Origin of the sequence: Pseudomonas sp. Kh14, assembly GCF_900291005.1 — a bacterium.
In the GTDB taxonomy this organism is placed as follows: domain Bacteria; phylum Pseudomonadota; class Gammaproteobacteria; order Pseudomonadales; family Pseudomonadaceae; genus Aquipseudomonas; species Aquipseudomonas alloputida.
The window spans coordinates 70,177-93,796 of the sequence record NZ_OLKJ01000021.1 but is presented as its reverse complement, the minus strand read 5'-3'; the positions used below and the strand labels follow the sequence as shown (position 1 = coordinate 93,796).

The following is a 23,620-nucleotide window of genomic DNA, read 5'->3' as shown; positions in this document are numbered from 1 at the left end:
TGTACATCACGCTTGGGCAGGCGCAGCCGTGCCCACCTGCACCAGACGTTGCCGGGTTTTCTGCGGGTCCATCCAGGCCAGCCCGATCAGCCCGGCAATCACCAGCACCGCGCCGCACACCAGAAAACCCTGGCCAAACCCTGCCGTGTGCCCGGCCCCGGCGCCCTGCACCAGCAAACCGGTGACCACCGGTGCCGACAGCCCGGCCAACGAGGCGATACCGTTGCCGATCGCCAGAATGCCGCCGCGCTGCCCGCTGGGCGTGAACTCCGCCAGCATGGCAGGCCCCACGGAGTACATCACCAGCGCCAGCCCGCCGCTGAAGGTGAGGCTGACGATCCGCTCGACGTTGCTCAGCCCCGGCAGAAACAATGCCGCCGACAGCAGCCCGCTGGCGATCAGGCACACTGAAACGAACGCACCTCGCGACCAGCGCGTGGCCAACCCGGCACGCATCATTCGCTGGGACAGCCAGGCCATGAACAGGCTCAGCGGCGTGGTAACCACCACGAACAGAACGAACACCTGGCCGGTCATGATCGGGTCGATCCCCAGCCCGGTTTCCAGGTAGCTCGGTACCCAGGTCAACGTCAACGCCAGGGACCAGTTGGCGGCGAAGTGGCACAAGTAGTTGCCCAGTACCGTGCGGTCACCGAGCAGCCGACGATAGGGAACAGGGGCCTGCCCTTCTTCAAGCTGGCCCGGGCGAATGCGGTCGAGGTTACCCTCGCTGCCCAGCCACCACCACAGCACACACCACACCGCGCCGATCACCGCCAGCACGATGAAGTTCATGCGCCAGCCGTAGTGCACACTGATCCATGGAATCATGGCACCCGCTACCAGCAGCCCCAGCGCACTGCCGGTATGCAACAGCGCCACGGGAAGGTTGCGACGGTCGTTGGGGAACCACTTGTACAAGGCATGTGTAGCCACCGGTGAGGCCGGTCCCTCGCCAATACCCAGCAGCACCCGGCAGGCGACGATCGCCCACAGCGAGCTGACGAACAACATGGGCAACTGGATAAGCGCCCAGAACGCGCCCATCCCCAGCAGCAGGGTGCGGGTTGGCCGGCGATTGGCCATGAAGCCACCTATCACCGCCGAGATGGCGAAGAACCAGTGCAGTGCGCCCCCTACCAGGCCGAACTCGGCAGGGGACAAGCCCAGTTCCTTGGACATCGGCACCGCCACCAGGCCGATGACGACCTTGTCCAGGAAGTTCACCAGCATCAACAGCGCCAGCAGTACCGCAATCATCCAGGCCGTGCCTGCACGTGCGGGGGTGTCAGTATGAGTCATGATGATCTCTCGTTATTGTTCTTGTCTGGAGAACCCGGCCACCGGGGGCCGGGCATACCGCGTCATTGCTCAGGCATGAGCACGCCCTTGGCGATGGTGTTGCGCTGGATCTCGCTGGTTCCCGTGAGAATGCGCATCATACGTGTCGCACGGAATATCCACTCCACCGGGTTGCCACGCACCAGCCCGGCACCGCCGTGTATCTGCACGGCGCGATCGGCGATGCGGAAGGCCGTCTCCGAAACGAACAGCTTGCACATCGGGGCCTGGGTGCGGATATTGCCGCCGGCGTCATTCACCGCTGCCGTGGCGTAGACCATGCTGCGTGCAGCATGCAGCTCGGTGGCCATGTCGGCGATCATGTGGTTGATCGACTGGAACATGGCGATAGGCTGGCCGAACTGCTTGCGCGTGCGGGCATAGTCGATCGAGAGGTTCAGTGCCAGGCCGGCCAGCCCCAGCAAGGTGGGGCAATGCAGCAGGCGGTTGAGGGTGATACGCCCCATCGCCAGCTTGAAACCCTGCCCCTGCTCACCAATGCGGTTGGCCGCCGGCACCCGTACGTCATCAAGGATGATGTCGCCATGCGCACCACCGCCGGACATGACCGAATAATCACTTTCAACCCTTACCCCCGGCGCGCTCAGGTCGACGAAGAATGCCGAAATCCCTTGGGCACCGCGCCCGGGATCCGTCACTGCAAGCAGCACCGCAATGTCGGCATAGGGCGCACCCGAAATGTAACGCTTGGCGCCGTTCAGCACATAGTGTTCACCTTCCCGCCGTGCGGAGGTCTTGATCGCCGTTGCATCAGAGCCGGCTTCGCTTTCAGTCAGGGCGAAGCACACGGCCTTTTCGGCACGGCACACCGGCTGCAGGAACGCCTCGATCTGGGTCGGGCTCGCCACCTTGAACAGATGGCCGATACGGGGCGGCCCGGAAAGCTCACCGAGAATGTGCGGCGCCAGCATCGAGCCGGTGAGCACCGTGGCTTCCTTGACCGCACACAGGTCTGACACGCTCAACCCGGCGCCACCTATCGCCTCGGGCAGCATGATGTTGTAGAAGCCCTGCTCGCACGAGCGCTGCCATACCTGCTGCAGCACCGCCCGTGGGTGCGGCTCTGCCCAACTGAGACCGGCTTGCTGTTCCAGGGGCAGGATTTCGTTGCGAACGAAGCCACTGATGGCCTCGATGATCTGCTGGGCCTTTTCGCTTGGCTGATACATGGTCGTTCCTCGTGTCAGATACGGCGTTCGCTGTTTTGCCAGTAGGCGTCACGGATCAACCGGCGCACCACCTTGCCGTTGGGGTTTTTCGGCAGCTCGCTGACGAAGTCCACGGCACGTGGTTTCTTGAAACCGGCCAGGGCCTGGGCGCAATGTTCGATGACGTCCTGCTCTTGCAGCGCCATGCCCGGTTTGAGCACGATCACCGCCCGCACCGCTTCGCCCCACTGCTCGTCAGGCACCCCCACCACCGCTGCCTCGAACACCTGCGGCATGCTGTAGAGCACCTGCTCGACCTCGCTGGGGTAAATGTTGAAACCACCGGAAATGATCATTTCTTTCTTGCGGTCGACAATGAACACATACCCCTGCTCATCCACCGTGGCCAGGTCGCCAGTCAGGTAGTAGCCGTCGCGCATCACTTCGGCGGTGAGGTGGGGGGCCCGCCAGTACCCCTGCATGATGTCCGGGCCCTTGACTACGATTTCGCCCACCTCTCCCGGCTGGACGTCCTGGAAATGGTCGTTCACCACGCGCAGGTCGGTTTCGAAGTAGCAACGCCCGCACGAAGCCAGGCGCCGGTAGTCGCCGCCCTCGCACAAATGGTCCTGTTCGGTCAGGACGGTTACCAGCGAGCAGGTCTCGCCAGCACCGTAACCCTGGGCCAGGATCGGCCCGAATACCTCGATGGCCCGCTTCACCAGCGCTGGTGCCATCGGCGCGGCACCGTACATCACCAGGCGCAAGCTGCTCAGGTCGTAGCGCTCGACATCGGGAAAGTTGACCAGGCGATTGATCATGGCAGGTACCAGGAACAAGCGGGTTACGCCTTCGCGCTGGATGGTCTCGAGCAACAGCTGGTCGTCGTAGCGCTCCAGCAGCAGGTTGCAGGCACCGACCGCCAGCAGTGGCATCAGCTGCATGCCGCTTGCATGGGTGATAGGGCCGACGTGAGCCATCACGTCGCCCGGGGCGGCGCGACGGGTCGGGCTGGCGAGGCTCTTGCGGATTAGCGCCTTGCGGTTGCCCACGCTGAGCATCGCAGCCTTGAGCACACCAGAGCTGCCAGAGGTGTAATGCAAAACGGCAAGGGCATCGTCAGGCAGGTCGCAGCTGATTGGCTGGCTACTGCCTTGGGCCAGCAGCGCGGCATAGGTGATGTCACCGCCCCGCTCACCCAAGGTCACGATCAAGCGTAACGCAGGTATCTCCTGCCTGCGGTCCAGCAACGCCTGGGCGAGTTGCGCATCGGCGATCAGCGCGACGCTGCAGGCGTCGTTGAGCACCTGAATGACTTCATCCGGTGCCAGACGCGCATTGACCGGTACCTTGACCAGGCCGGCCTTGTAGAAAGCCACCTCTGCTTCCACCAGTTCGGCGCGGTTTGGCGCCAGGATGGCGACATGCTCGCCCGTGGCGATGCCCTGTGCCAGCAAGGCCGAGGCCAACTGGTTGGCCCGCTGTTCGAGCTGAGCGAAGGTCAGCCGGGTGTGGCGGTCGATTACCGCCAGACGTTCAGGCCAGTATCTGGCACTTCGACTGGATAGGGTTCCAAGGTTCACGTTGTTGTTCTCGTCGACGGTTAAGACCCGATCGATGCTAAACAGCGTGAAGCCGGGGCAAGTAATACCAGTTGCGTATGCACGCCATAACAGATTGCGCTGGCACTGATGCGTTGACGCCCTGAGTCAAGGATGACACATCGCTTGCGTATGACACTCTGTGTCATTATCATCAACTCCGTGTCCTGGCGTCGCCTCCGCGCCGATCAGCCATCCCTAGTCTCCACCCCCTGCAGGTACCGCCCATGACGACCACCATGCACACCTCCAAGGACCAGCTTGTCAAACTCGCCCAGCAACAGATGCTGACGGCGCTGACTGACAACACCTACACCGTGCGACAAAAGCTCGCCCTCACCTGCCGGATCCTGTTCGACGGCGGCCACGACTCTGGCCTGGCCGGGCAGATCACTGCGCGTGCGCAGGAACCTGGCACCTACTACACCCAACAACTGGGGCTTGGCTTCGACGAAATCGCCGCCTCCAACCTGCTGGTGGTGGACGAAGACCTGACGGTGCTGCAAGGCCATGGCATGGCCAACCCGGCCAACCGCTTCCACAGCTGGCTGTACCGCGCCCGTCCCGACGTCAACTGCATCATCCATACCCACCCCCTGCACAGCGCCGCCTTGTCGATGCTGGAAGTTCCGCTGGCCATCTCGCACATGGACCTGTGCCCACTGTTCAACGACTGTGCATTCCTCAAGGAATGGCCCGGTGTGCCGGTGGGCAATGAAGAAGGCGAAATCATCGCGAAGGCGATTGGCGACAAGCGCGCAATCCTGCTTTCCCATCATGGCCTGCTGATCGCTGGGCGTTCGATCGAGGAAGCCTGCGTGCTCGCCCTGCTGTTCGAGCGCGCAGCAAAGATGCAACTGCTGGCCATGGGCGCCGGTGACATCCGCCCCATCCCCGAAGCACTGGGCAAAGAGGCCCACGACTGGATTTCCACCCCCAAACGTCACGGTGCTGCCTTCAGCTACTACGCGCGCCGTGCCTTGCGTGCCCATGGCGACTGCCTGGGCTGATCGAAGCTGTACTCTTTCCTCAACAACGGCAAAGGTGCCTGGTCATGTCTACACCTGTAATTCGCGGCGTTATCGGCTACACCATCACTCCATTCACGGCAGACGGCACACTCGACCTGGATGCCTTGGGCACGTCCATCGATAGCCTGATCGCCGACGGCGTGCACGCCATCGCGCCGCTGGGCAGCACCGGCGAAGGGGCTTACCTGTCCGACAGCGAATGGGAAACCGTGGTGCGCTTCAGCCAGGCACGCATTGCCGGGCGCGTACCCAGCGTGGTCAGCGTCTCCGATTTGACCACCGCCCGCACCGTGCAGCGTGCCCGCCTGGCACAGGCCTGCGGCGCCACGGCGGTGATGGTGCTGCCCATCTCTTACTGGAAGCTCACCGAAGCCGAAGTGGTCGCCCACTACAAGGCGGTCGGCGCCGCCATCGACATTCCGATCATGCTCTACAACAACCCGGGCACCAGCGGTACCGACCTGTCGGTGGAGCTGATCCTGCGTATCCTCGGCGAAGTACCCAATGTGACCATGGTCAAGGAAAGCACCGGTGACATTCAGCGCATGCACCGCCTGTTCACGGCTACAGATGGACAGGTGGCGTTCTACAACGGTTGCAACCCGCTGACCCTGGAAGCCTTGGTGGCCGGTGCCACGGGCTGGTGTACCGCCGCGCCCAACCTGATCCCTGCACTCAACCTGGCACTGTGGGACGCCGTACAACAAGGCGATCTGGCCGAAGCCCGTGCGTTGTTCTACCGCCAGTACGAGCTGCTGGAGTACATCACCCGCCGTGGCCTGCCGACCACCATCAAGGCCGGCCTGAAAATGCTCGGCCAGGAGGTCGGCGCCCCACGCCTGCCCCTGCAGCCGCTGGATGCGCAAGGCAGCAACCACCTGAAAAACCTGCTGGTGGCGCTGACCAACTGATGCACAAACCTGCCCGGCAGCCTGTCGCTGTCGGGCAGCCTTTTTTTTCAGGAACAGCCTTGGGCTGCGAAAGGGCCAATGACGCTGCAGTCGGATTACCCCTTCGCCGCACAAAACTGCTCCTCATCTGACCATTACCAGAGGCAACCATGGACGCGCCTGCTCAAAGCTCTGCAACGCCGCTCAGGCTGACAGACATCCTTCACCCGGTGATTGCCGGACTCGTTTCGGTGATCGTCAACTACGGCGGCACGTTCATCCTGGTGTTCCAGGCGGCCAAAGTGGCCGGGCTGAGCCCGGAGCTGACGTCATCGTGGGTCTGGGCGGTGTCGATCGGCGTCGGCCTCAGCGGCCTGGCATTGTCCTGGTACAGCCGCGAGCCGGTCATCACAGCCTGGTCCACGCCAGCCGCCGCGTTCTTGGTCACCGCCCTGGCCAGCGTGCCCTACAGCGAGGCCATAGGTGCCTACCTGCTGTCGGCCGCCGGCTTCGTGGTGCTGGGGTTGAGCGGGTGCTTCGAGCGGCTGGTGCGCGTCGTGCCCGGCGGTATTGCCGCCGGCCTGCTGGCCGGCATCCTGCTGCAGTTCGGCATCGGTGCCTTTGCCAGCCTGTCGGTCGACCCCACCCTCGCCGGGTTGCTGATTGCAGCGTATGTGGCCTTCAAACGCTTCACCGCCCGTTACGCCGTGGTCGCCATACTGCTGCTGGGCCTGGGGTACCTGTTGCTGCAGGGGCAAGTGGGCCTGACGACGTTGCGGCTGGAATTCGCCTCACCGGTTTTCACCGCGCCCACCTTCTCCCTCAACGCGGCCCTCAGCGTGGCCCTGCCCTTGTTCCTGATCACCCTCACCGGCCAGTACATGCCCGGCATGCTGGTGCTGCGCAACGATGGTTTCAAGACCAGCGCCAACCCGATTGTCGCCGTCACCGGCATGGGTTCGTTGCTGATGGCGCCCTTCGGTTCACACGCGTTCAACATCGCTGCCATCACCGCGGCCATCTGCACCGGCAAGGAAGCCCATGAAAACCCGGACAAGCGCTGGGTGGCGGGTATCGCTGCCGGGGTCTGCTACATCCTCGTCGGGGTGTTCGGGGTCACGCTGGCGAGTGTCTTCATGGCCCTGCCGGGCACCTTTATCACCACCCTGGCGGGCCTTGCCCTGCTGGGCACCATCGGTGCCAGCCTGGCCAGCGCCCTGGCCGATGCCCGTTCACGCGAATCAGCACTGATCACCTTCCTGGCGGCGGCGGCCAACATCAGCCTGTTGGGCATTGGCGGGGCTTTCTGGGGCCTGGTCATTGGTCTGCTGGCCCATGTTGTCCTGAACGGTCGCTTGCCCGGTTTGCGCGGCGCCTCCCGCTAAACGAGCTTTCCACCACCTTGCCGTGCGCCAGGGGCGCACGCTGTTCAACAGGTATCGACATGCCCCACGCTGGCCCCAAGCTGCTGACCCAAATTGCTGCCGTGCACTTCGTCAGCCATGTGCACATCATGCTGATCCCGGCGCTACTGCCCGTGCTGCCCGGCCTGCTGGGCGTAGGCTTCGTAGAGCTGGGCGTAGCCCTGGCGGTGTTCAACATCGTCTCCGCGCTGGTACAGGCCCCGCTGGGTTATGCCGTCGACCACTATGGTGCACGTAAAGTGCTCAGGGCCGGGCTGTTGCTGGGCAGCCTCAGCTTCATGCTGCTGGCGGCCAGCCCCGGGTATGCGGTATTGCTGGTGGCGATGGCCATGGCTGGCCTGGCCAATGGTGTGTACCACCCGGCCGACTATGCGCTGCTGGCCAACGGCATCGAGCCCGCACGCCTGGGGCGGTCGTTCTCTATACATACCTTTGCCGGTTTCCTCGGTTCGGCCGTTACCCCAGCCGTATTTCTCGGCATCGCCGCAGCGTTCGGCACGCGGGCAGCCCTGGCGGCGGGCGCGGTATTCGGGGTAGCCGCGCTGCTGCTGATATCGATACCAGGCAGTGGCGTGTACCGGGTCGCCAGGCCTGCCAACCCACAAGGCGCAGGCCCGGCCGCAGCAACAGGCCGGGTACGTTTGTTCACCCCCATGATCGGCGTGCTGACGGTGCTGTTCATCCTGCTCAACCTGAGCACCAGTGCCATCGAGAAGTTCTCCGTAGCAGCCCTGGTCCAGGGCCAAGGACTGACACTGGCCTGGGCCAACGCCGCGCTCACCGCTTTCCTGCTGAGCAGCGCAGCCGGCGTGCTGTGCGGGGGCGCTTTGGCCGACCGTACCCGGCGCCATGGCCTGGTGGCGGCACTGGCCTTCGCGCTGGCGGCTGCGCTGACGGCACTGGTGGCGCTGGGGCTGCTGCAGGGCTGGGCATTGGTGGTCGTACTGGGCGCCATTGGCTTGCTCACCGGGGTCATCGCCCCATCACGGGACATGCTGGTCAAGGCGGCGGCGCCACCCGGGGCGGAGGGCAAAACCTTCGGCCTGGTGTCGACCGGGTTCAACGTCGGCGGTGCCATCGGGCCGGTGGCGTTCGGCTGGATGCTCGATCAGCGCCTGCCCAACGGGATTTTCATCGCATCGGTGGTGTTCATGCTACTGACGGTGCTGCTGACCCTGGCACAAGAGACGTATTCAGCCAGAAGGCGCGCGACTGAACAGCTGACGCGCGCCCTGTAGGCCCGGTGCAGCATTGCCAGGCCAGGATCAGTCATTCATTGCGCCGGGTTGGCATGCACCATGCGCCCGCCTGCCCCCGGCCGATTGACGAACAGCACATCCAGCACACTGTTGCGCAAGCCCTTCAGGGCGTTCCAGTTCGCTGACGCATGCACGTATCTGTCGCGCAACAGCCGCTGTTCTTCCTCGCTCAACCCCACCTGGCCAGTTTCCCCCAGGGCGAACGCATGCAATTTGCGGCTGATGCCCGACAACTCATCCGGCAGCCGATGCTCAGCCTGCGCCCCCAACGGCGCAAACGGCACGCCAGCCCGCACCGCCAACGCCCGCATCACGCTCAAGTACACCCGGGACAAGTGCCCCGCCACTTGCCGCTCCCGGTACACCGCCGCATAGACCTGCTTTTGCGCCTCGTCCCGCCGCCCACCGGCAATCGGCTCCTCCCAAGTCATCACGCGCGGCCTGGGTTCGCCCATATCGGCAAACGTCGAAGCCAGCAAGGCGCTCACCTTGGCATGTACGCGGCACTGCTCGACACGCGTGCCTGCAGGCACACACTGGGACTGCGGCTTGCACAGCAGCACCTGCTCCAGGAAGGTTTCCGGGTAACCCCCCCCAATATTCGAGTGCACGCCCGGCAGCACGATGTCGTGGCCACTGCGCACCAGCGGGAAGTTATGCCGCCGCTCGTCCTCGGCCACCAGCTGCACCACGTGCCGGGCAATACCCGCACCCAGGCCCAGGCGCAGGCCACCGTGGCGGCCGTCTGCAGGGTCGAAGTCACCCTGCAAGGGCGCGATGATCGCCGCCACGGTGTCGAACAGGCCAATAAAGTTGATCGAGGTTTTGCACGCCACCGACAACAGCCCGCCCGCGCCCTCGTGCAGCAGGTTGGCCAGATGCCGCACCGCTGCCGCGCCGCGGCTGAAACCGAAAAGATCGAACTCGACCCCTTCCAGCGTTGCCTGCGGATGCGCCTGGCGCCATGCCTGCAGTTGCTCGGCCATTCCCTGCACCGCCTCGGCAACCCGCGCCTCGGCCCCTGTGCGCCCATGCCCGGTGGCCGAGGCGTAGACATGGTCGGCTTCACCCGCCAGTGTGCCCACGCCTTCCACATAGCGCTTCAAGAACGCCTGCGGCCCGTCGGCATAGGCCGCATCAGCCGGATACAACGCATGCAACAGGGCCACATTGCTCAAGGCGTTGCCATAGCTGCCGCCCTTGTCACCCTGCTCACCCTCCGTCGTGGCATTGTGCAGGTTGTTTCCGGTGCCATCGAAGAACACGCCAAAACGCAGGGTGATTGGCGTAAGGTTTGCCGTGCTGGCGCTGCTCATTTTCATCATCGTGCCTCCTGCTTGTCCGAAAAGCACAAGCAGGCGCCAGCACGCCGTCACGGACCATCAGGCAAAGGCCAGCCATGCGTGGGACATTTCTTTGCCCGCAGGCCCGTCTGCAACGATAAATTTACCCGCCGCCATTGGTCGTCGCCCCCCCGGATAGATTAAAGTATCCCCCCTTGCCAAGGCTGCTGCCTCACGCCGCCTCAGGCCCCCTACCAGGAACCGTCGCCGATGGAACACCGTGAAGCGCTGATCGCGCTGCGCACTTTTCTTTCTACCCAGATCCTAGGCCAGGAGAAACTGGTCGAACGGCTGTTGATCGTGCTACTGGCCGACGGCCACATGCTGGTCGAAGGGGCACCAGGCCTGGCCAAGACCAAAGCCATCAAGGAGCTCGCAGAAGGCATCGAAGCGCAGTTCCATCGCATCCAGTTCACCCCCGACCTGCTCCCGGCCGACATCACCGGCACGGAGATTTACCGCCCGGAAACCGGCAGCTTCGTGTTCCAGCAGGGGCCTATCTTCCATAACCTGGTGCTGGCCGACGAAATCAACCGCGCACCGGCCAAGGTGCAGTCGGCGCTGCTCGAAGCCATGGCCGAGCGCCAGGTCAGCGTGGGCCGCAGCACCTACGACCTGTCGCCGCTGTTTCTGGTCATGGCCACGCAGAACCCGATCGAGCAGGAAGGCACCTACCCGCTGCCCGAGGCCCAGCTCGACCGCTTCCTGATGCATGTAAAAATCGGCTTCCCCGACGCCGCCGTAGAGCGGCGCATCCTGGCGCAGGCCCGGGGTGAAGCCCTGGGCGGCGAGACCAAGCCTGAACGCCGGGTAAGCCAGCAGGCCATCTTCGCCGCGCGCAAGGAAATCCTTGGCCTGTACATGGCCGACGCTGTGGAGGAATACCTGGTGCAGCTGGTCATGGCCACCCGCACCCCGGCCAAGTTCGACACCGAGCTGGCCGACTGGATCGCCTACGGCGCCAGCCCGCGTGGCTCCATCTCGCTGGACCGCTGCGCGCGTGCCCATGCCTGGCTGGCCGGGCGCGACTTCGTCAGCCCCGAAGACATCCAGGCCGTGCTGTTCGACGTACTGCGCCACCGCATCATCCTCTCGTTCGAGGCCGAGGCAGCAGGGATCGACCAGGACCGCGTGGTCCAGCGCATCCTCGACGTCGTCGCCGTTGCCTGACCCCATGCCCACTGCGCAGCTGGCCGAACACGGCATCCGCATTGGCCTTGCCGAGCTGATCGACATGCGCCACCGCGTGCGCGAAATCCAGCTGTTTTCCAAGCCCGGCCAGCGCAGCCCACTGGTGGGCCTGCACCATTCCAGGCTGCGTGGGCGCGGCGTGGACTTCGACCAGGTGCGCGTTTACCAGGCCGGCGATGATGTGCGCAACATCGACTGGCGTGTCACTGCGCGTACCCAGGAGCCGCACACCAAGCTGTTCCACGAAGAACGCGAGCGGCCGATCTTCATCCTCGTCGAACAAAGCCAACGGCTTTTCTTCGGCTCAGGGCTGATGTTCAAGTCCGTGCTGGCGGCCCAGGCTGCGGCGCTGTTCGGCTGGGCAGCGCTGGGCCACAACGACCGCATCGGCGGCCTGGTGTTCGGCGACAACGAACACCACGAGATCAAGCCCCGACGCAGCAAACAGAGCCTGCTGCAACTGCTCAACCGCTTGGCAAAGGTCAACCAGTCACTGCACACCGAAGCCATACCCGGGGCCGACAGCCTCGGCCTGGCCCTGCGCCGCGCCCGCGAAGTGCTGCGCCCCGGCAGCCTGGCCATCGTGATCTGCGATGAGCGCTCGCTCAGCGCTCAGGTAGAACAGCACCTGGCCATGCTCTCAAGGCATTGCGACCTGCTGTTGCTGCCGGTATCCGACCCGCTCGACCACGCGTTGCCCGCCGCCGGCCTGCTGCGCTTCGCCCAGCGCAGTGCCCAGCTGGAGCTCGATACCCTCGACGCCAACCTGCGCCAGGCCTACCGTCAGCAGGCCGAAGCCCGCATCGAGCGCTGGGAGCTGATGGCGCAAAAGCTGAGGGTGGTGCTGATGCCTCTGAGCACGCAAAGTGAAATGGTCGAACAACTGCGCGAGTACCTGAACGCCCAGCGGCCACGGAGCGCGTCATGAACCCGCTCGACCAGTTGCACCCACTGATCGCCCCGGCACCGGTCAGCCTGTGGCCACCCGCACCGGGTTGGTGGCTGCTGCTGGCCGTCCTGCCGCTCCTGGGCTGGGGCCTGTGGCGGCTGCGCCGCTGGCGCCCGGGCAAACGCCGCATCGTGCGCGCCGAACAACCCCTGGACCCGGTGCGCCTGGAGGCCTTGGCCGAGCTGGCCCGCCTGCCACGCCCGTATGACGGCGCCCCGGCCGGCGCCTGGCTGCAACAGATCAACGCCCTGCTCAAGCGCCTGTGCCGCAACCACTACCCAGGCGCCAACAGCCACACCCTCAACGGCCGCGAGTGGCTGGCCTTTCTGGATAACCGCTGCCCGGCCGCCGGCCTGACCCGCTGGATGGTACTGGTAGAAGGCGCCTATAAACCCGAGTGCAAGCTCGACGACAAGGCCATCGCCGGGCTCAGCCAAGCCGTCGAAACCTGGATCCGCAAGCATGTTTGAACTGGCCTGGCCGTGGGTCTTCGCCCTGTTGCCGCTGCCATGGCTGGCGCGCCTGCTGCTGCCCGCCGCCGACAGTGGTGAACCAGTGCTCAAGGTGGGATTCCTCAACGAGCTGGAAGGCCTTGCCGGGCGCCGCGCGCGGCTTAACCTGCCCACCTGGCGCCAGCAGGCACCGTTCGTCGTCATCTGGCTGTTGCTGCTGTGCGCCGCCGCTCGCCCGCAATGGCTGGGCGAACCGGTGCCGATCGCCGCCAGCGGCCGCGACCTGCTGGTGGCGGTGGACGTGTCCGGGTCGATGGACTTCCCCGACATGCAGTGGCAGAACGAGGACATCAGCCGCCTCGACCTGGTCAAGGCGCTGATGGGCGACTTCCTGCAAGACCGTGAAGGCGACCGCGTAGGCCTGATTCTGTTCGGCAGCCAGGCCTACCTGCAGGCGCCGCTCACCTTTGACCGGCGCACTGTGCGCACCTTCCTCATCGAGGCGCAAATCGGCATCGCAGGCAAGAACACCGCCATCGGCGACGCCATTGGCCTGGCGGTCAAACGCCTGCGCGAACGCCCGGCACAAAGCCGGGTGCTGGTGCTGATCACGGACGGCGCCAACAACGGCGGGCAGATTCACCCGCTGACAGCCGCCCGCCTGGCGGCCCAGGAAGGCGTGCGCATCTACACCATCGGTATCGGCGCCAACCCCGAAGCCAGTGGCACCCCAGGCCTGCTCGGCCTCAACCCGAGCCTGGACCTGGACGAAGCCGCGCTCAAGGAAATTGCCGACATCACCCACGGCGCCTACTTCCGCGCCCATGACGGCGCCGAACTGGACGCTATCGGCGATACCCTCGACCAACTGGAGCCAGTGGCCCAGCAACCGACCCAGGCGCGCACAGCCCAGGCCCTGTACGCCTGGCCCCTGGCGCTGGCGCTGCTGCTCAGCGTGCTGCTGGTGGTGGCCGTGCAGTGGCCAGACAACCTGTTGCAGCGCCTGCTGCGCAAGCCACGCTTCCTGCAGCCGCACCCGGAATGGCGCCAGCGCTTGAAGCGCCTGCGTTTAAGGAGGCGGCGATGATCGACTTGTGGCCCCAATGGCTGCGCCCACTCTGGCTGCTGGCGGTTCCCGTGCTCGGCTGGCTGCTGTACAAGCTGTGGCACCGGCGCAAGCGTGCCGGGCGCTGGCAGATGATTCTGCCACCCGCCTTCCATGGTGTACTGCTGGGTGGCGGCAGCGGCAGCACCAGCAAACTGCCGTGGGTGGCGCTGGGCCTCGCCTGGTTACTGGTGATCCTGGCGCTGCTTGGGCCCAGCTGGCAGCGGCTGGAAGAAAGCCGTCAGCGCCCGGCCGACCCCCTGGTGATCCTGCTCGAACTGACCCCGCAAATGCTCGCCGAGGACAGCCCGCCCAACCGCCTGGAACAGGCCCGGCGCAAGATCCTCGACCTGCTTGAACACCGCCGCGACAGCCAGACGGCGCTGGTGGTGTATGCCGGCTCCGCGCACACCCTGGTGCCGCTGTCCGACGACCTGGCCACCACCCGCAATTTGCTCGAGGCCATCGACCCGTCGATCATGCCCAAACCCGGCCAGCGTGCCGACCTGGCCGTGCAAAAAGGCCTGGCGCTCCTGGCCCAGAGCGGCCTCGGCCAAGGCCGCCTGCTGCTGGTAGGCTCGGCGCTCAGCGCCGCCGAGCGCCAGGGCATCACCCAGGCCCTCGGCCGCCAGGGCCCAAGCCTGCTGATGCTGGGCATCGGCAGCCGCGAAGGCGCCCCGGTGCGCCAGGCCAATGGCGAATACCTTAAAGACGACCAGGGCGGCATCCTCTTGCCTCGCCTGGACAGCGCCAGCCTGAAGGGTTTTATCAGCGGCACGGGCGGGCGCTACCGGCACGCCCGCATCGACGACCTCGACCTGCGTGGCCTGGGCCTGTTCGACAACCCGCGAAGCGGGCGCAATGACGGCCAAACCCTGCAACTGGACAGCTGGGCCGACCAAGGTTACTGGCTGCTGATTCCGTTGTTGCTGCTGGCCGCCTGCGCCGGCCGGCGCGGCTGGCTGTTCTGCCTGCCGCTGCTGCTGGCCTTGCCGCAGCCTGGCCAGGCTTTCGAGCTCAACGACCTGTGGCTGCGCCCCGACCAGCAAGGCCAGAAGCTGCTGGAGCAAAACCGCCCGGCCAGCGCTGCGCGTCACTTCCAAAACCCGCAATGGCGCGGCATGGCCCTGTACCAGGCCGGCGACTATGCCGGTGCCGCCGAGGCATTTTCCCAAGGCGACACTGCAGCAGCCCACTACAATCGAGGCAATGCCCTGGCCCACAGTGGCGAGCTGGAAGCCGCCCTGGATGCCTACGAGCAAGCCCTGGAGCGCCAGCCCGACCTGCAGGCCGCGTTGGACAACCAGGCGCTGGTGCAGCAACTGCTGCAGCAACGTGAAGCCAAGGCCGAGGAACAACCGCCCGGCAGCGATGCCCAAGGCACGCCCGGCAGCGAAACCGAAGGCAACAGCAGCTCGGCCAGCAGCCCGTCCCAAGGCACACCCGGCAACGACCAACAGGCCAGCCCCGAACAACCCGGCGAAAGCAGCAGCAACAGCCAGGCCGCCCCCGGCAACCAGGCCGGGGGCGACGACAGTGTCATCCAGCCGCCACAGCGCCCGGTGTCGACCAGCCTCGACGGCGAACAGCGCCAAGCCCTGGAGCAATGGCTGCGGGAGATCCCCGACAACCCGGCAGAGCTGCTGCGACGCAAATTCTGGTATGAACAGCAATTGCATCAGGAAAAATCACGATGAGTCGCTTCGGCGTCTTTCTCCTCACCCTGCTGTGGGCCGTGCTGGCCCAGGCCGAGCCGCTGCTGCAGGCCAGCGTCGACCGCACCCGCCTGGAAGCGGGCGAAAGCCTGGAACTGACTCTGGAAAGCCAGGACGTCACCCAGTTCGGCAAGCCCGACCTGCGCGCCCTGGAAGGTGACTTCGAAGTGCGCGGCACGCGCCAGTTGAACAGCCTGCACACCCTGGACGGCGAAACCCGCGCCAGCACCCGCTGGATCATCACCCTGCTGCCACGGCGCAGCGGTAGCCTGCGCATCCCCGAGCTGCGGCTGGGCCAGTCGCACAGCCAAGCCATCGAATTGCAAGTACTGCAGGCCGATGCCAGCCGCCAGGACAACGCTCAGGTATTCATCGAAGCGACCCTCGACAGCCACGACGTCTATGTCCAGGCCCAAGCCGTGCTGACCCTGCGCATCTACCACTCGGTAGCGCTGTACGACGACAGCAGCCTCAGCCCCCTGCAACTGGAGAACGCCAAGGTCGAGCCGCTGGGCGAGTCGCGCACGTATGAAAAGGAAATCAACGGCGTGCGTCATGGCGTGATCGAAACCCGCTATGCGGTGTATGCCCAGCAAAGCGGCACCCTCGACATCCCGTCGCTGACGTTCTCCGCCACGGCAGCTGCCAGCAACGACGAAGCAGCGCAGGCCAATGGCACGGCCCGCGCCGGCCACCAGGTGCAGGTCAGCTCGCTGTCCTTGCGCCTCACGGTACGGCCGATTCCGGCAGCCTGGCCGGCTGGCTTGCCGTGGTTGCCAGCCAGCAGCCTGACCCTGGAAGAGCACTGGAGCCCCGACCCGGGCAGCCAGCAGGTACAGATTGGCGACTCGCTGACGCGCAACATCACCTTGCGTGCCGAAGGCTTGTCCAGCACCCAACTGCCGCCGCTGCCGGCCACAGAAATCATCGGCCTGCGCCGCTACCCTGACCAGCCGCTGCTGCGCAACGAAATCAGCGAACGGGGCATGACCGCCAACCGCGAAGAGCGCGAGGCCCTGGTGCCAACCCACAGCGGCACGCTGGCCTTGCCGGCGCTGGAAGTGGCCTGGTGGAACACCCGCGAAGACCACCTGGAGCACAGCAGCCTGCCGGCGCGCACGCTGAACGTGCAGGACAACCCGGCACTGAGCGCCGACACCCCGGTGGGCGACAACAGCAGCGCCAGCACCCTGCTGTGGCCCTGGCAGCTGTCCACACTGGTGTTTGCCCTGACCACCGTGCTGGGCTTTGCCCTGTGGTGGCGCGCCCGTTCGCGGCCAGCGGTGCTGCGCACGGCGCAGAACGGGCCAAGCCCACGCACCTTGCTGGACGACCTCAAGCGCGCATGCCAGGCCAACGACCCCCAGGCTACGCGCCAGGCGCTGGATGCCTGGGCCCGGCAGCAACCGGAAACCCTGGCCGAGATGGCGGCGCGCTTCGTGCCGTTGTCGGATGCGCTGGATGGTTTGAACGGGGCGTTGTACAGCGAGAGCGGGCAGTATTGGCAGGGGGAGGATTTGTGGCGGGCGATTGGTACCATTCCGCCAGCTGAGCAGGTGTTGCTGCCAGCGGGCGAGAGCGGCAGCTTGCCGCCGCTCTATCCCAAGTGATGCGCAGTGGCTGGTTGCGAATTTTCAGCTCGTGGCCGCCCCTGACAATACTTCCTCGAACGGGTTCCAGCTCTGCTGCCCTTTGGCCTGCTTCAGGTAATAGGCACGGTTGGTCAGGAAGCTGTACAGAAACGCGAACCCCATGCTGATACCGTTATCCAGAGGACGCGGGATTTCGCTGCCCGTCGCGACCTCATAGAAGCTCAGCAGCAGCCCGATGCCGATGATGATGGCCAGCATGACCAGGTTCTTCTTCCACAGCCCCAGCACGAACCAATAGATCGGGCCGAAGAAAAAGGCTATGAAATTGTTGTTGATCAGCAACTTCTTCCCGAATGGCAAGGCGCGGAATGCGGCTTTGTATGACTCGGAGGTGGGGGCGCCGTACTGATCGAAGAAGGCAAATCGCTCCCGCCATTTTGGCTTGAGGTTATCCGGGGAAGATTGGGTCTGAGGGATGCCTTCCATTGGTGACTCCTGTGATTGTCGTCCGTGGGTTTCGAATAGCCGTGATCATGGCCGTTTCGGAGGGTAGATCAGCATACTTTTGAGGGCAAGCTTGACCCCTGGTGCAGAGCGAGAGCCAGCTCACAGAACGTTCAAGGTGGAAGTGGCCGAGCGTGTGCTTGGTGCTTTGCCGCGACACTTCCGTGGGGCAAACCGAGATGAGCGACACCCTGCTATCAATGTCAGCTTTTCATGGAACCAACGTGGCAACCCGCGTCAACGCCTGGAAAATGCCATCCATGAACAAGGGTTTAATGCGCGGGCTTGCCTGTAGGACAACCAGCACCGTGTGCCTATGAGATCAAGCGCTGAACTTTCGGGCCGCACAGCGGCCCCGTGCTTGGGTTACCATACCGCCCTTGCGCAACACCCATCACCCAAGCCAAGCCCTCGCTTGCTCGACTCGACACCAACAGGTCATCCATGCGTCTGTTTCATACCTCCGACTGGCACCTGGGCCAAAGCCTGCACGGCCAGGAACGCGACTTCGAACACGCCTGCTTCCTCGACTGGCTGCTCGGCCAGCTGCGCCTGCGCCAGCCGGATGCGCTGCTGATTGCGGGCGACATCTTCGACACCGTCAACCCGCCCGTCAAAGCCCAGGAACGCCTCTACGACTTCATCGTCCAGGCCCATGAGCAACAGCCCAAGCTGGACATCGTGATGATCGCCGGCAACCACGACTCCGGTTCGCGCATCGAGCTGCCCGCCGCACTCATGCGCCGCCTGCGCACCCATGCGTTGGGCCGTGTGCACTGGCTGGACGAGGGCCAGCTGGATGCCGAGCGCCTGCTGATCCCTCTGACCAACGGCCGGGGCAAGGTCGCTGCCTGGTGCCTGGCCCTGCCGTTCCTGCGCCCGGCCGAAGTGACCGGCCCGCAGCTGGGTGACGACTACCTGCAAGGCATCACCCAGGTGCATCAGCAACTGATCGCCGCCGCCCTGAAGAAACGCAAGAAAGACCAGGCGCTGATCGCCATCAGCCACGCGCACATGGCCGGTGGCGCGGTGTCGGAAGACTCCGAACGCAGCCTGATCATCGGCAACGCCGAGGCGCTGCCGGCCAAGCTGTTCGACAAGGCTATCAGCTACGTCGCCCTGGGCCATCTGCACAAGCCGCAGAAGGTCAACCGCGAAGAGCGCATCCGCTACAGCGGCTCGCCAATCCCGCTGTCGTTCGCCGAAATCAACTACCCGCACCAGGTCCTGGAAGTGGAGTTGGACGGCAACGGCCTGGTCAGCGTCGAGCCACGCCCCGTTCCACGCGCCGTGGCCCTGCAACGGGTGGGCCCGGCACCGCTGGGCGAGCTGTTGCAGCAACTGGCCGACCTGCCAGTGATCGACCTGCTTGAAGACCCCAACCGCCAGCCCTGGCTGGAGGTGCGGGTGATGCTCGACGAGCCGCAACCCGACCTGCGCCAGCAGATCGAAACCGCGCTTGAAGGCAAAGCGGTACGGCTGATCCGTATCAGCGCCGAGTACGCCGGCCGCAACAACGCCGAAGACGATGACCTGGCCTTTGTCGAACTGGCCCAGATGACCCCGCAAGACCTGTTCAGCCGCGCCTGGGAACAAGCCTACGGCAACCCCGCCGACGAGCAGGCGCTGGCCGACTTCGCCCTGCTGTTGCAGGACGTACAGCAGGAAGAGGAACAGCCATGAAGATTCTCGCCATCCGCCTGAAGAACCTGGCATCGCTGGCCGGCCCGATCGACATCGATTTCACCGCAGAACCCTTGGCCAGCGCTGGCCTGTTCGCCATCACCGGGCCTACCGGTGCTGGCAAGAGTACCTTGCTTGACGCCCTGTGCCTGGCGCTGTTCGGCACCGTGCCGCGCCTCAATGCCATTGGCCGTGAGGCCAAGGTGCCGGATGCCGACGGCGACATCCCCACCTCCGACCCGCGCAACCTGCTGCGCCGTGGCACCGGCAGCGGTTTTGCCGAGGTCGACTTCGTCGGCATCGACGGCCGCCGCTACCGCGCCCGCTGGGAAGCCAACCGCGCCCGCGACAAGGCCAACGGCAAACTGCAACACAGCCGTCAGAGCTTCTACGACCTCGACAGCGAGCAAGTGCTCGGCAGTGGCAAGAACGAATACAAGCAACTGGTCGAAGCCCGCCTGGGCCTGAACTTCGAGCAGTTCACCCGTGCGGTGATGCTGGCCCAGAGCGAGTTCGGCGCGTTTCTCAAAGCCGACGACAAAGACCGCAGCGAGTTGCTGGAAAAGCTCACCAACACCGCGATCTACACCCGCCTGGGCCAGCGTGCCTTCAGCAAGGCGCGCGAAGCCGGCGAGGCACACAACGCCCTGAAAGAACGCGCCAGCCATCTGCTGCCGATGGCTGCCGAGGCCCGTGCCGAGCTCGACCAGCGCCTGGAGCAGGCGCAACAGCAGTTCAAGGCCGACCAGGCCGGCGAGCGCCAGCTGGAGCAGCAACGCAACTGGCTGAATGAACAACGCCAGCTACAAGCCCAATACACCGAAGCCAATACCACGCTGCAGGCCGCCGAACTGGACTGGCAACAGCTGGCCGAACCACGCCTGGACCTGGCACGCCTGGAGCGCCTGGCCCCACAGCGTCACCAGTTCCACCGCCGACAGGCCCTGACCGCACAGCTGGCCCCAGTGGCCGCGAAGATGGCCGAACAGCAACAGCAGCAAGCCGAACTGCAGGTGCGCACCCGCGAACTCGAACAGGCGCTGGACACTACGCGCCAAGCGCTTGCCGACCGCCAGGCCGAGCACGGCGAGAACGCGCCGCGCCTGCGCCAGGCCTTTGCCACCCAGGATACGCTGGCACGCCTGGACCAAGAGCTGGCCGCCCAGCGCAGCATCGACCAGCAGGCGCAACAGCAGGTCACTGACGGCCAGCAGCAATTGCAGCAGCTGGAAGACAACCAGCAACGCAGCGTGCAGCAACTGGCGCAGATCGACACCGCGCTTGCCGACAGCCAGCACCTGGCGGACCTGGCCAATGCCTGGCACGCCTACCTGCCGCAACTGAAGCAGGTGATGCTGATAGGTGGCCGGCTGACCAAGGGCCGAGAAGAGCTACCCGGCTTGCAGGCCCAGGCCAGCCAGGCCAATGCGCGCTTGCAGGCCGAGCGCGACGCCTACGACCTGTTGTTCCGTGAAGCCAAGGCCGAACCCCAGGCCCTGGCCGAGCAGATCGACCTGCTCGGCGGCATGCTGCAGGACAACCGCAAACAGCAGCGCGCCGTAGAGGAAATGTCACGCCTGTACGGCCGCGAACAGGAGCTGCGCCAGCAGCTGGATGCCCTGCGCGAACGGCAGCAGCAGGCCATGCTGCAACGCCAGCAACTGATTACCGAAGGCACCGCCGCCAAGGCCGAGCTGGAGGCCGCCGAACAGGCGTTGACGCTCACCCGTCAACTGCTGGAACGGCAACGTCTGGCACGCAACACCAGCGTCGAAGAACTGCGTGAACAACTGCGTGACGGCGAACCCTGCCCGGTCTGTGGCAGCGCCGAACACCCCTTCCATCAGCCAGAAGCGCTGCTGCAGAGCCTGGGTCGCCATGACCAGGCCGAAGAGCACGCCGCGCAGAAGCAGGTCGAAACGCTCAACAGCAAGCTGGTGGAGCTGCGTACCCAGCTGGGTGTGGTCAATGCCCAGCTCAAGGACTTCCAGCAGCAACAGCAGCACCTGGGCGAACAGTTGCAACCACTGGTGGCTCAGGTACAGGCCCACAGCCTGTGGCCAGCCCTCGCCCCGCAGGACGACAAGGCCCGTAGCGCCTGGCTCGACAGCCAGCTGCGTCGCCTGGATGAAGAAATCAGCCAGGACGAGAAACGCCAGAGCGCCCTGCTGGCCCTGCAAAAAGACGCCGCCCGCCTGAACCAGCAATTGCAGGCGGCCCACGACGCCCAGCAACAGGCCCAGCGCCATCTGGAGCAACAGCACCAGGCCCTGGCCAACGATGAGCAACAGTTGCAGCAAGGCCTTGACGACCTGGCCGGTGTCTTGCCCAAGGAAGCCCTCAAGGCCCTGAACGAAGATCCGGCCAATGCCTTCCTCGCCCTCGACCAGCAGATTGCCCAGCGCCTGCAGCAACTGGAACAGCGCAAGGACGAACTGGAAGAGCAGCAGGCCCGCCAAGCCCAGCTGGACAAACTGCGCGATCAGCAACAGGCGCGCGTGCAAGGCCTGCAGCAGTTGCAACACACGCTCGCGGCCCTCGACGAACAGCGCCAGCAGGCCCAGACGTCGCTCGGCGAGCTGCTTGGCGAACATGCCAGTGCCGAAGCCTGGCAGCAGCATATGGAAGCCACGCTGGAACAAGCCCGCGCCCTCAATGCCGACACCGCCCAGCGCCTGCAAGATCTACGCACCCAAGGCGTGCAACTGGCCAGCGAACTCAAAGCCAATACCCAGCAACAACAAGCACTGGATGCCGAATGCCAACAGTTGCAGGCCCAGATCGCCCAGTGGCGCAGCGAGCATCCGGAACTGGACGATGCCGGCCTCGATCGCCTGCTGGCCATGGATGACGCGCAGGTCAATGAATTGCGCCAGCGTTTGCAAGGCGCGGAAAAAGCCATCGAGCAGGGCCGTGTGCTGCTGCAGGAGCGCGAACAGCGCCTGCAGCACCACGCTGCACAGATGACCGTGGACACCCCGGCCGAAGCCCTGGAACACGCCCTGACCGAGCTGCGCGGGCGCCTGGCCAACCATGAGCAGCAATGCGCCGAATTGCGTGCACAACAGGCCGACGACCAGCGCCGGCAGCAGGCCCACCAGGCGCTGGCGGCAGAAATCGAACAGGCCCACCAGCAGTGGCAACGCTGGGCCCGCCTCAATGCCCTGATCGGTTCGGCCTCCGGTGATGTGTTCCGCAAGATCGCCCAAGGCTACAACCTTGACCTGCTGCTGCACCACGCCAACGCCCAGCTACGTCAGCTGGCCCGTCGCTATCGCCTCAAGCGCGGCGGCAGCGCCCTTGGCCTGCTGGTGCTGGACACCGAGATGGGCGACGAACTGCGTTCGGTGCACTCGTTGTCGGGCGGGGAAACCTTCCTGGTGTCGCTGGCCCTGGCCCTGGGCCTGGCGTCGATGGCGTCCAGCACCTTGCGTATCGAGTCGCTGTTCATCGACGAAGGCTTCGGCAGCCTCGACCCCGAGTCGCTGCAACTGGCAATGGACGCCCTCGACGGCTTGCAAGCCCAGGGTCGCAAAGTGGCGGTGATTTCCCACGTACAGGAAATGCACGAGCGCATCCCGGTGCAGATCCAGGTGCGGCGCCAGGGTAATGGCCTCAGTGACGTGGAGGTGTGCGGGTGATCCTCTACTCGTTCCGCCGCTGCCCGTGGGCCATGCGTGCGCGCCTGGCCCTGCGCTATGCCGGCTGCGAGGTGCAGATCTGCGAAGTGGCGATGAAGAACAAGCCGGCAGAGCTGCTGGCCTTGTCGCCCAAGGGCACGGTACCGGTGCTGGACACCGGTGCCGAGGTACTGGAAGAGAGCCTGGACATCATGCGCTGGGCGCTGACGCAAAACGACCCGCAGGATTGGCGGCTACAGGCCCACCCTGCAGCTGCGCAGCAGGCTGAAACGCTGATTGCGCGCAATGACACCACGTTCAAGGCGCACGTGAACCTGTACAAGTATGCCGAACGTTACCCGGAGCATTCCCGCGAGCATTACCGCCAGCAGGCCGAGGCCTGGCTGGCGGAGCTCGAAGGCTTGCTGGTGGGGCGGGCTTACCTGCTGGCCGACCACCCGAGCTTGGCCGATGCCGCGTTGCTGCCCCTGATGCGCCAGTTTGCCGGGGTCGAACCGCAGTGGTTCGCCGAGGCGGCTTATCCGCGTGTGCGGAGCTGGCTGGAGGGGTGGCTGGCTTCGGAGCTGTTCAGGTCAGTGATGGCCAAATGAGTTCACGCGATACCTTGTAGGAGCGGCCTTGTGTCGCGATAGGGGCGCGCAGCGCCCCCCAAATATCTACATCACAGCCGAGATAGCCGGGGGCCGCCTTGCGGCCCTGTCGCGACACAGGCCGCTCCTACAGGACACCG

Annotated in this window: 18 protein-coding genes; 13 read left to right on the top strand and 5 right to left on the bottom strand. The window is 65.2% G+C overall.

Going from position 1 to position 23,620, the window contains the following annotated elements; translation table 11 throughout:
- Nucleotides 1–6 precede the first annotated feature (6 nt).
- The 3 genes from FQ668_RS09485 to FQ668_RS09475 all read right to left on the bottom strand — a co-directional run bounded on the left by FQ668_RS09485 (nt 7) and on the right by FQ668_RS09475 (nt 4,093).
- The gene (locus FQ668_RS09485; protein WP_014591854.1) at nt 7–1,260 is read right to left on the bottom strand and encodes an MFS transporter; all 1,254 of its coding nucleotides are present in this window, start codon (nt 1,258–1,260) and stop codon (nt 7–9) included.
- A gap of 104 nt (nt 1,261–1,364) precedes the next feature.
- Complete coding sequence (locus tag FQ668_RS09480) at nt 1,365–2,531, bottom strand: acyl-CoA dehydrogenase family protein (RefSeq protein WP_019437988.1); 1,167 nt, start codon at nt 2,529–2,531, stop codon at nt 1,365–1,367.
- Between the two features lie 14 nt (nt 2,532–2,545).
- The gene (locus tag FQ668_RS09475; RefSeq protein WP_014591856.1) at nt 2,546–4,093 is read right to left on the bottom strand and encodes an AMP-binding protein; all 1,548 of its coding nucleotides are present in this window, start codon (nt 4,091–4,093) and stop codon (nt 2,546–2,548) included.
- Between the two features lie 245 nt (nt 4,094–4,338).
- On the opposite strand from FQ668_RS09475, the gene FQ668_RS09470 reads away from it, so the two are divergent.
- From FQ668_RS09470 to FQ668_RS09455, 4 genes are all read left to right on the top strand, one after another.
- The gene (locus FQ668_RS09470) at nt 4,339–5,121 is read left to right on the top strand and encodes an aldolase (protein ID WP_014591857.1); all 783 of its coding nucleotides are present in this window, start codon (nt 4,339–4,341) and stop codon (nt 5,119–5,121) included.
- A 44-nt stretch (nt 5,122–5,165) separates the two neighbouring features.
- Nucleotides 5,166–6,053, top strand: a complete 888-nt coding sequence (locus tag FQ668_RS09465; RefSeq protein WP_019437987.1) for a dihydrodipicolinate synthase family protein — start codon at nt 5,166–5,168, stop codon at nt 6,051–6,053.
- 149 nt (nt 6,054–6,202) lie between these two features.
- Nucleotides 6,203–7,417, top strand: a complete 1,215-nt coding sequence (locus FQ668_RS09460) for a benzoate/H(+) symporter BenE family transporter (RefSeq protein ID WP_014591859.1) — start codon at nt 6,203–6,205, stop codon at nt 7,415–7,417.
- 59 nt (nt 7,418–7,476) lie between these two features.
- Nucleotides 7,477–8,694, top strand: coding sequence for an MFS transporter (locus FQ668_RS09455; protein ID WP_019437986.1), 1,218 nt, complete (start codon nt 7,477–7,479; stop codon nt 8,692–8,694).
- Nucleotides 8,695–8,729: 35 nt separating this feature from the next.
- On the opposite strand, the gene FQ668_RS09450 is transcribed toward FQ668_RS09455, so the two are convergent.
- On the bottom strand, nt 8,730–10,040 hold the full coding sequence (locus FQ668_RS09450) for a DUF2235 domain-containing protein (protein WP_019437985.1): 1,311 nt from the start codon (nt 10,038–10,040) through the stop codon (nt 8,730–8,732).
- Between the two features lie 228 nt (nt 10,041–10,268).
- On the opposite strand from FQ668_RS09450, the gene FQ668_RS09445 reads away from it, so the two are divergent.
- The 6 genes from FQ668_RS09445 to FQ668_RS09420 are packed head-to-tail and all read left to right on the top strand — an operon-like array spanning nt 10,269 to nt 17,080.
- On the top strand, nt 10,269–11,228 hold the full coding sequence (locus FQ668_RS09445; protein ID WP_003247242.1) for a MoxR family ATPase: 960 nt from the start codon (nt 10,269–10,271) through the stop codon (nt 11,226–11,228).
- A gap of 4 nt (nt 11,229–11,232) precedes the next feature.
- Nucleotides 11,233–12,177 (top strand): DUF58 domain-containing protein, encoded by a 945-nt coding sequence (locus FQ668_RS09440; protein WP_014591862.1) that lies wholly within the window; start codon nt 11,233–11,235, stop codon nt 12,175–12,177.
- The gene (locus tag FQ668_RS09435) at nt 12,174–12,668 is read left to right on the top strand and encodes a DUF4381 domain-containing protein (RefSeq protein ID WP_019437983.1); all 495 of its coding nucleotides are present in this window, start codon (nt 12,174–12,176) and stop codon (nt 12,666–12,668) included. The genes FQ668_RS09440 and FQ668_RS09435 overlap by 4 nt, the downstream gene beginning before the upstream one ends.
- On the top strand, nt 12,661–13,737 hold the full coding sequence (locus FQ668_RS09430; protein ID WP_010953038.1) for a VWA domain-containing protein: 1,077 nt from the start codon (nt 12,661–12,663) through the stop codon (nt 13,735–13,737). Before FQ668_RS09435 ends, FQ668_RS09430 begins: the two co-directional genes overlap by 8 nt.
- Nucleotides 13,734–15,452, top strand: coding sequence for a tetratricopeptide repeat protein (locus FQ668_RS09425; protein WP_014591864.1), 1,719 nt, complete (start codon nt 13,734–13,736; stop codon nt 15,450–15,452). Before FQ668_RS09430 ends, FQ668_RS09425 begins: the two co-directional genes overlap by 4 nt.
- Nucleotides 15,449–17,080, top strand: a complete 1,632-nt coding sequence (locus FQ668_RS09420; protein WP_144180051.1) for a BatD family protein — start codon at nt 15,449–15,451, stop codon at nt 17,078–17,080. Before FQ668_RS09425 ends, FQ668_RS09420 begins: the two co-directional genes overlap by 4 nt.
- Before the next feature lie 24 nt (nt 17,081–17,104).
- Here FQ668_RS09420 and FQ668_RS09415 read toward each other — a convergent pair whose 3' ends face one another.
- Complete coding sequence (locus FQ668_RS09415) at nt 17,105–17,548, bottom strand: DUF2628 domain-containing protein (RefSeq protein WP_144180048.1); 444 nt, start codon at nt 17,546–17,548, stop codon at nt 17,105–17,107.
- A 462-nt stretch (nt 17,549–18,010) separates the two neighbouring features.
- Between FQ668_RS09415 and FQ668_RS09410 the strand changes: the two genes are divergently transcribed.
- From FQ668_RS09410 to FQ668_RS09400, 3 genes are read left to right on the top strand one after another with little or no spacing between them, the layout of a single operon-like run.
- Nucleotides 18,011–19,249, top strand: coding sequence for an exonuclease SbcCD subunit D C-terminal domain-containing protein (locus FQ668_RS09410; protein WP_012053234.1), 1,239 nt, complete (start codon nt 18,011–18,013; stop codon nt 19,247–19,249).
- Nucleotides 19,246–22,890 carry an AAA family ATPase gene (locus tag FQ668_RS09405; RefSeq protein ID WP_019437979.1) on the top strand — a complete coding sequence of 1,215 codons (3,645 nt, stop codon included), beginning with the start codon at nt 19,246–19,248 and terminating at the stop codon, nt 22,888–22,890. Before FQ668_RS09410 ends, FQ668_RS09405 begins: the two co-directional genes overlap by 4 nt.
- Nucleotides 22,887–23,480 carry a glutathione S-transferase gene (locus FQ668_RS09400; protein ID WP_144180044.1) on the top strand — a complete coding sequence of 198 codons (594 nt, stop codon included), beginning with the start codon at nt 22,887–22,889 and terminating at the stop codon, nt 23,478–23,480. Before FQ668_RS09405 ends, FQ668_RS09400 begins: the two co-directional genes overlap by 4 nt.
- The last annotated feature ends 140 nt before the right edge of the window (nt 23,481–23,620 follow it).

Excerpts from the sequence above, each read along its gene's own strand:
- FQ668_RS09485 (WP_014591854.1), bottom strand. The coding sequence starts at position 1,260 with ATGATTGCGGTACTGCTGGCGCTGTTGATGCTGGTGAACTTCCTGGAC.
- FQ668_RS09480 (WP_019437988.1), bottom strand. The coding sequence starts at position 2,531 with ATGTATCAGCCAAGCGAAAAGGCCCAGCAGATCATCGAGGCCATCAGT.
- FQ668_RS09470 (WP_014591857.1), top strand. The coding sequence starts at position 4,339 with ATGACGACCACCATGCACACCTCCAAGGACCAGCTTGTCAAACTCGCC.
- FQ668_RS09465 (WP_019437987.1), top strand. The coding sequence starts at position 5,166 with ATGTCTACACCTGTAATTCGCGGCGTTATCGGCTACACCATCACTCCA.
- FQ668_RS09460 (WP_014591859.1), top strand. The coding sequence starts at position 6,203 with ATGGACGCGCCTGCTCAAAGCTCTGCAACGCCGCTCAGGCTGACAGAC.
- FQ668_RS09455 (WP_019437986.1), top strand. The coding sequence starts at position 7,477 with ATGCCCCACGCTGGCCCCAAGCTGCTGACCCAAATTGCTGCCGTGCAC.
- FQ668_RS09450 (WP_019437985.1), bottom strand. The coding sequence starts at position 10,040 with ATGATGAAAATGAGCAGCGCCAGCACGGCAAACCTTACGCCAATCACC.
- FQ668_RS09445 (WP_003247242.1), top strand. The coding sequence starts at position 10,269 with ATGGAACACCGTGAAGCGCTGATCGCGCTGCGCACTTTTCTTTCTACC.
- FQ668_RS09440 (WP_014591862.1), top strand. The coding sequence starts at position 11,233 with ATGCCCACTGCGCAGCTGGCCGAACACGGCATCCGCATTGGCCTTGCC.
- FQ668_RS09435 (WP_019437983.1), top strand. The coding sequence starts at position 12,174 with ATGAACCCGCTCGACCAGTTGCACCCACTGATCGCCCCGGCACCGGTC.
- FQ668_RS09430 (WP_010953038.1), top strand. The coding sequence starts at position 12,661 with ATGTTTGAACTGGCCTGGCCGTGGGTCTTCGCCCTGTTGCCGCTGCCA.
- FQ668_RS09425 (WP_014591864.1), top strand. The coding sequence starts at position 13,734 with ATGATCGACTTGTGGCCCCAATGGCTGCGCCCACTCTGGCTGCTGGCG.
- FQ668_RS09420 (WP_144180051.1), top strand. The coding sequence starts at position 15,449 with ATGAGTCGCTTCGGCGTCTTTCTCCTCACCCTGCTGTGGGCCGTGCTG.
- FQ668_RS09415 (WP_144180048.1), bottom strand. The coding sequence starts at position 17,548 with ATGGAAGGCATCCCTCAGACCCAATCTTCCCCGGATAACCTCAAGCCA.
- FQ668_RS09410 (WP_012053234.1), top strand. The coding sequence starts at position 18,011 with ATGCGTCTGTTTCATACCTCCGACTGGCACCTGGGCCAAAGCCTGCAC.
- FQ668_RS09405 (WP_019437979.1), top strand. The coding sequence starts at position 19,246 with ATGAAGATTCTCGCCATCCGCCTGAAGAACCTGGCATCGCTGGCCGGC.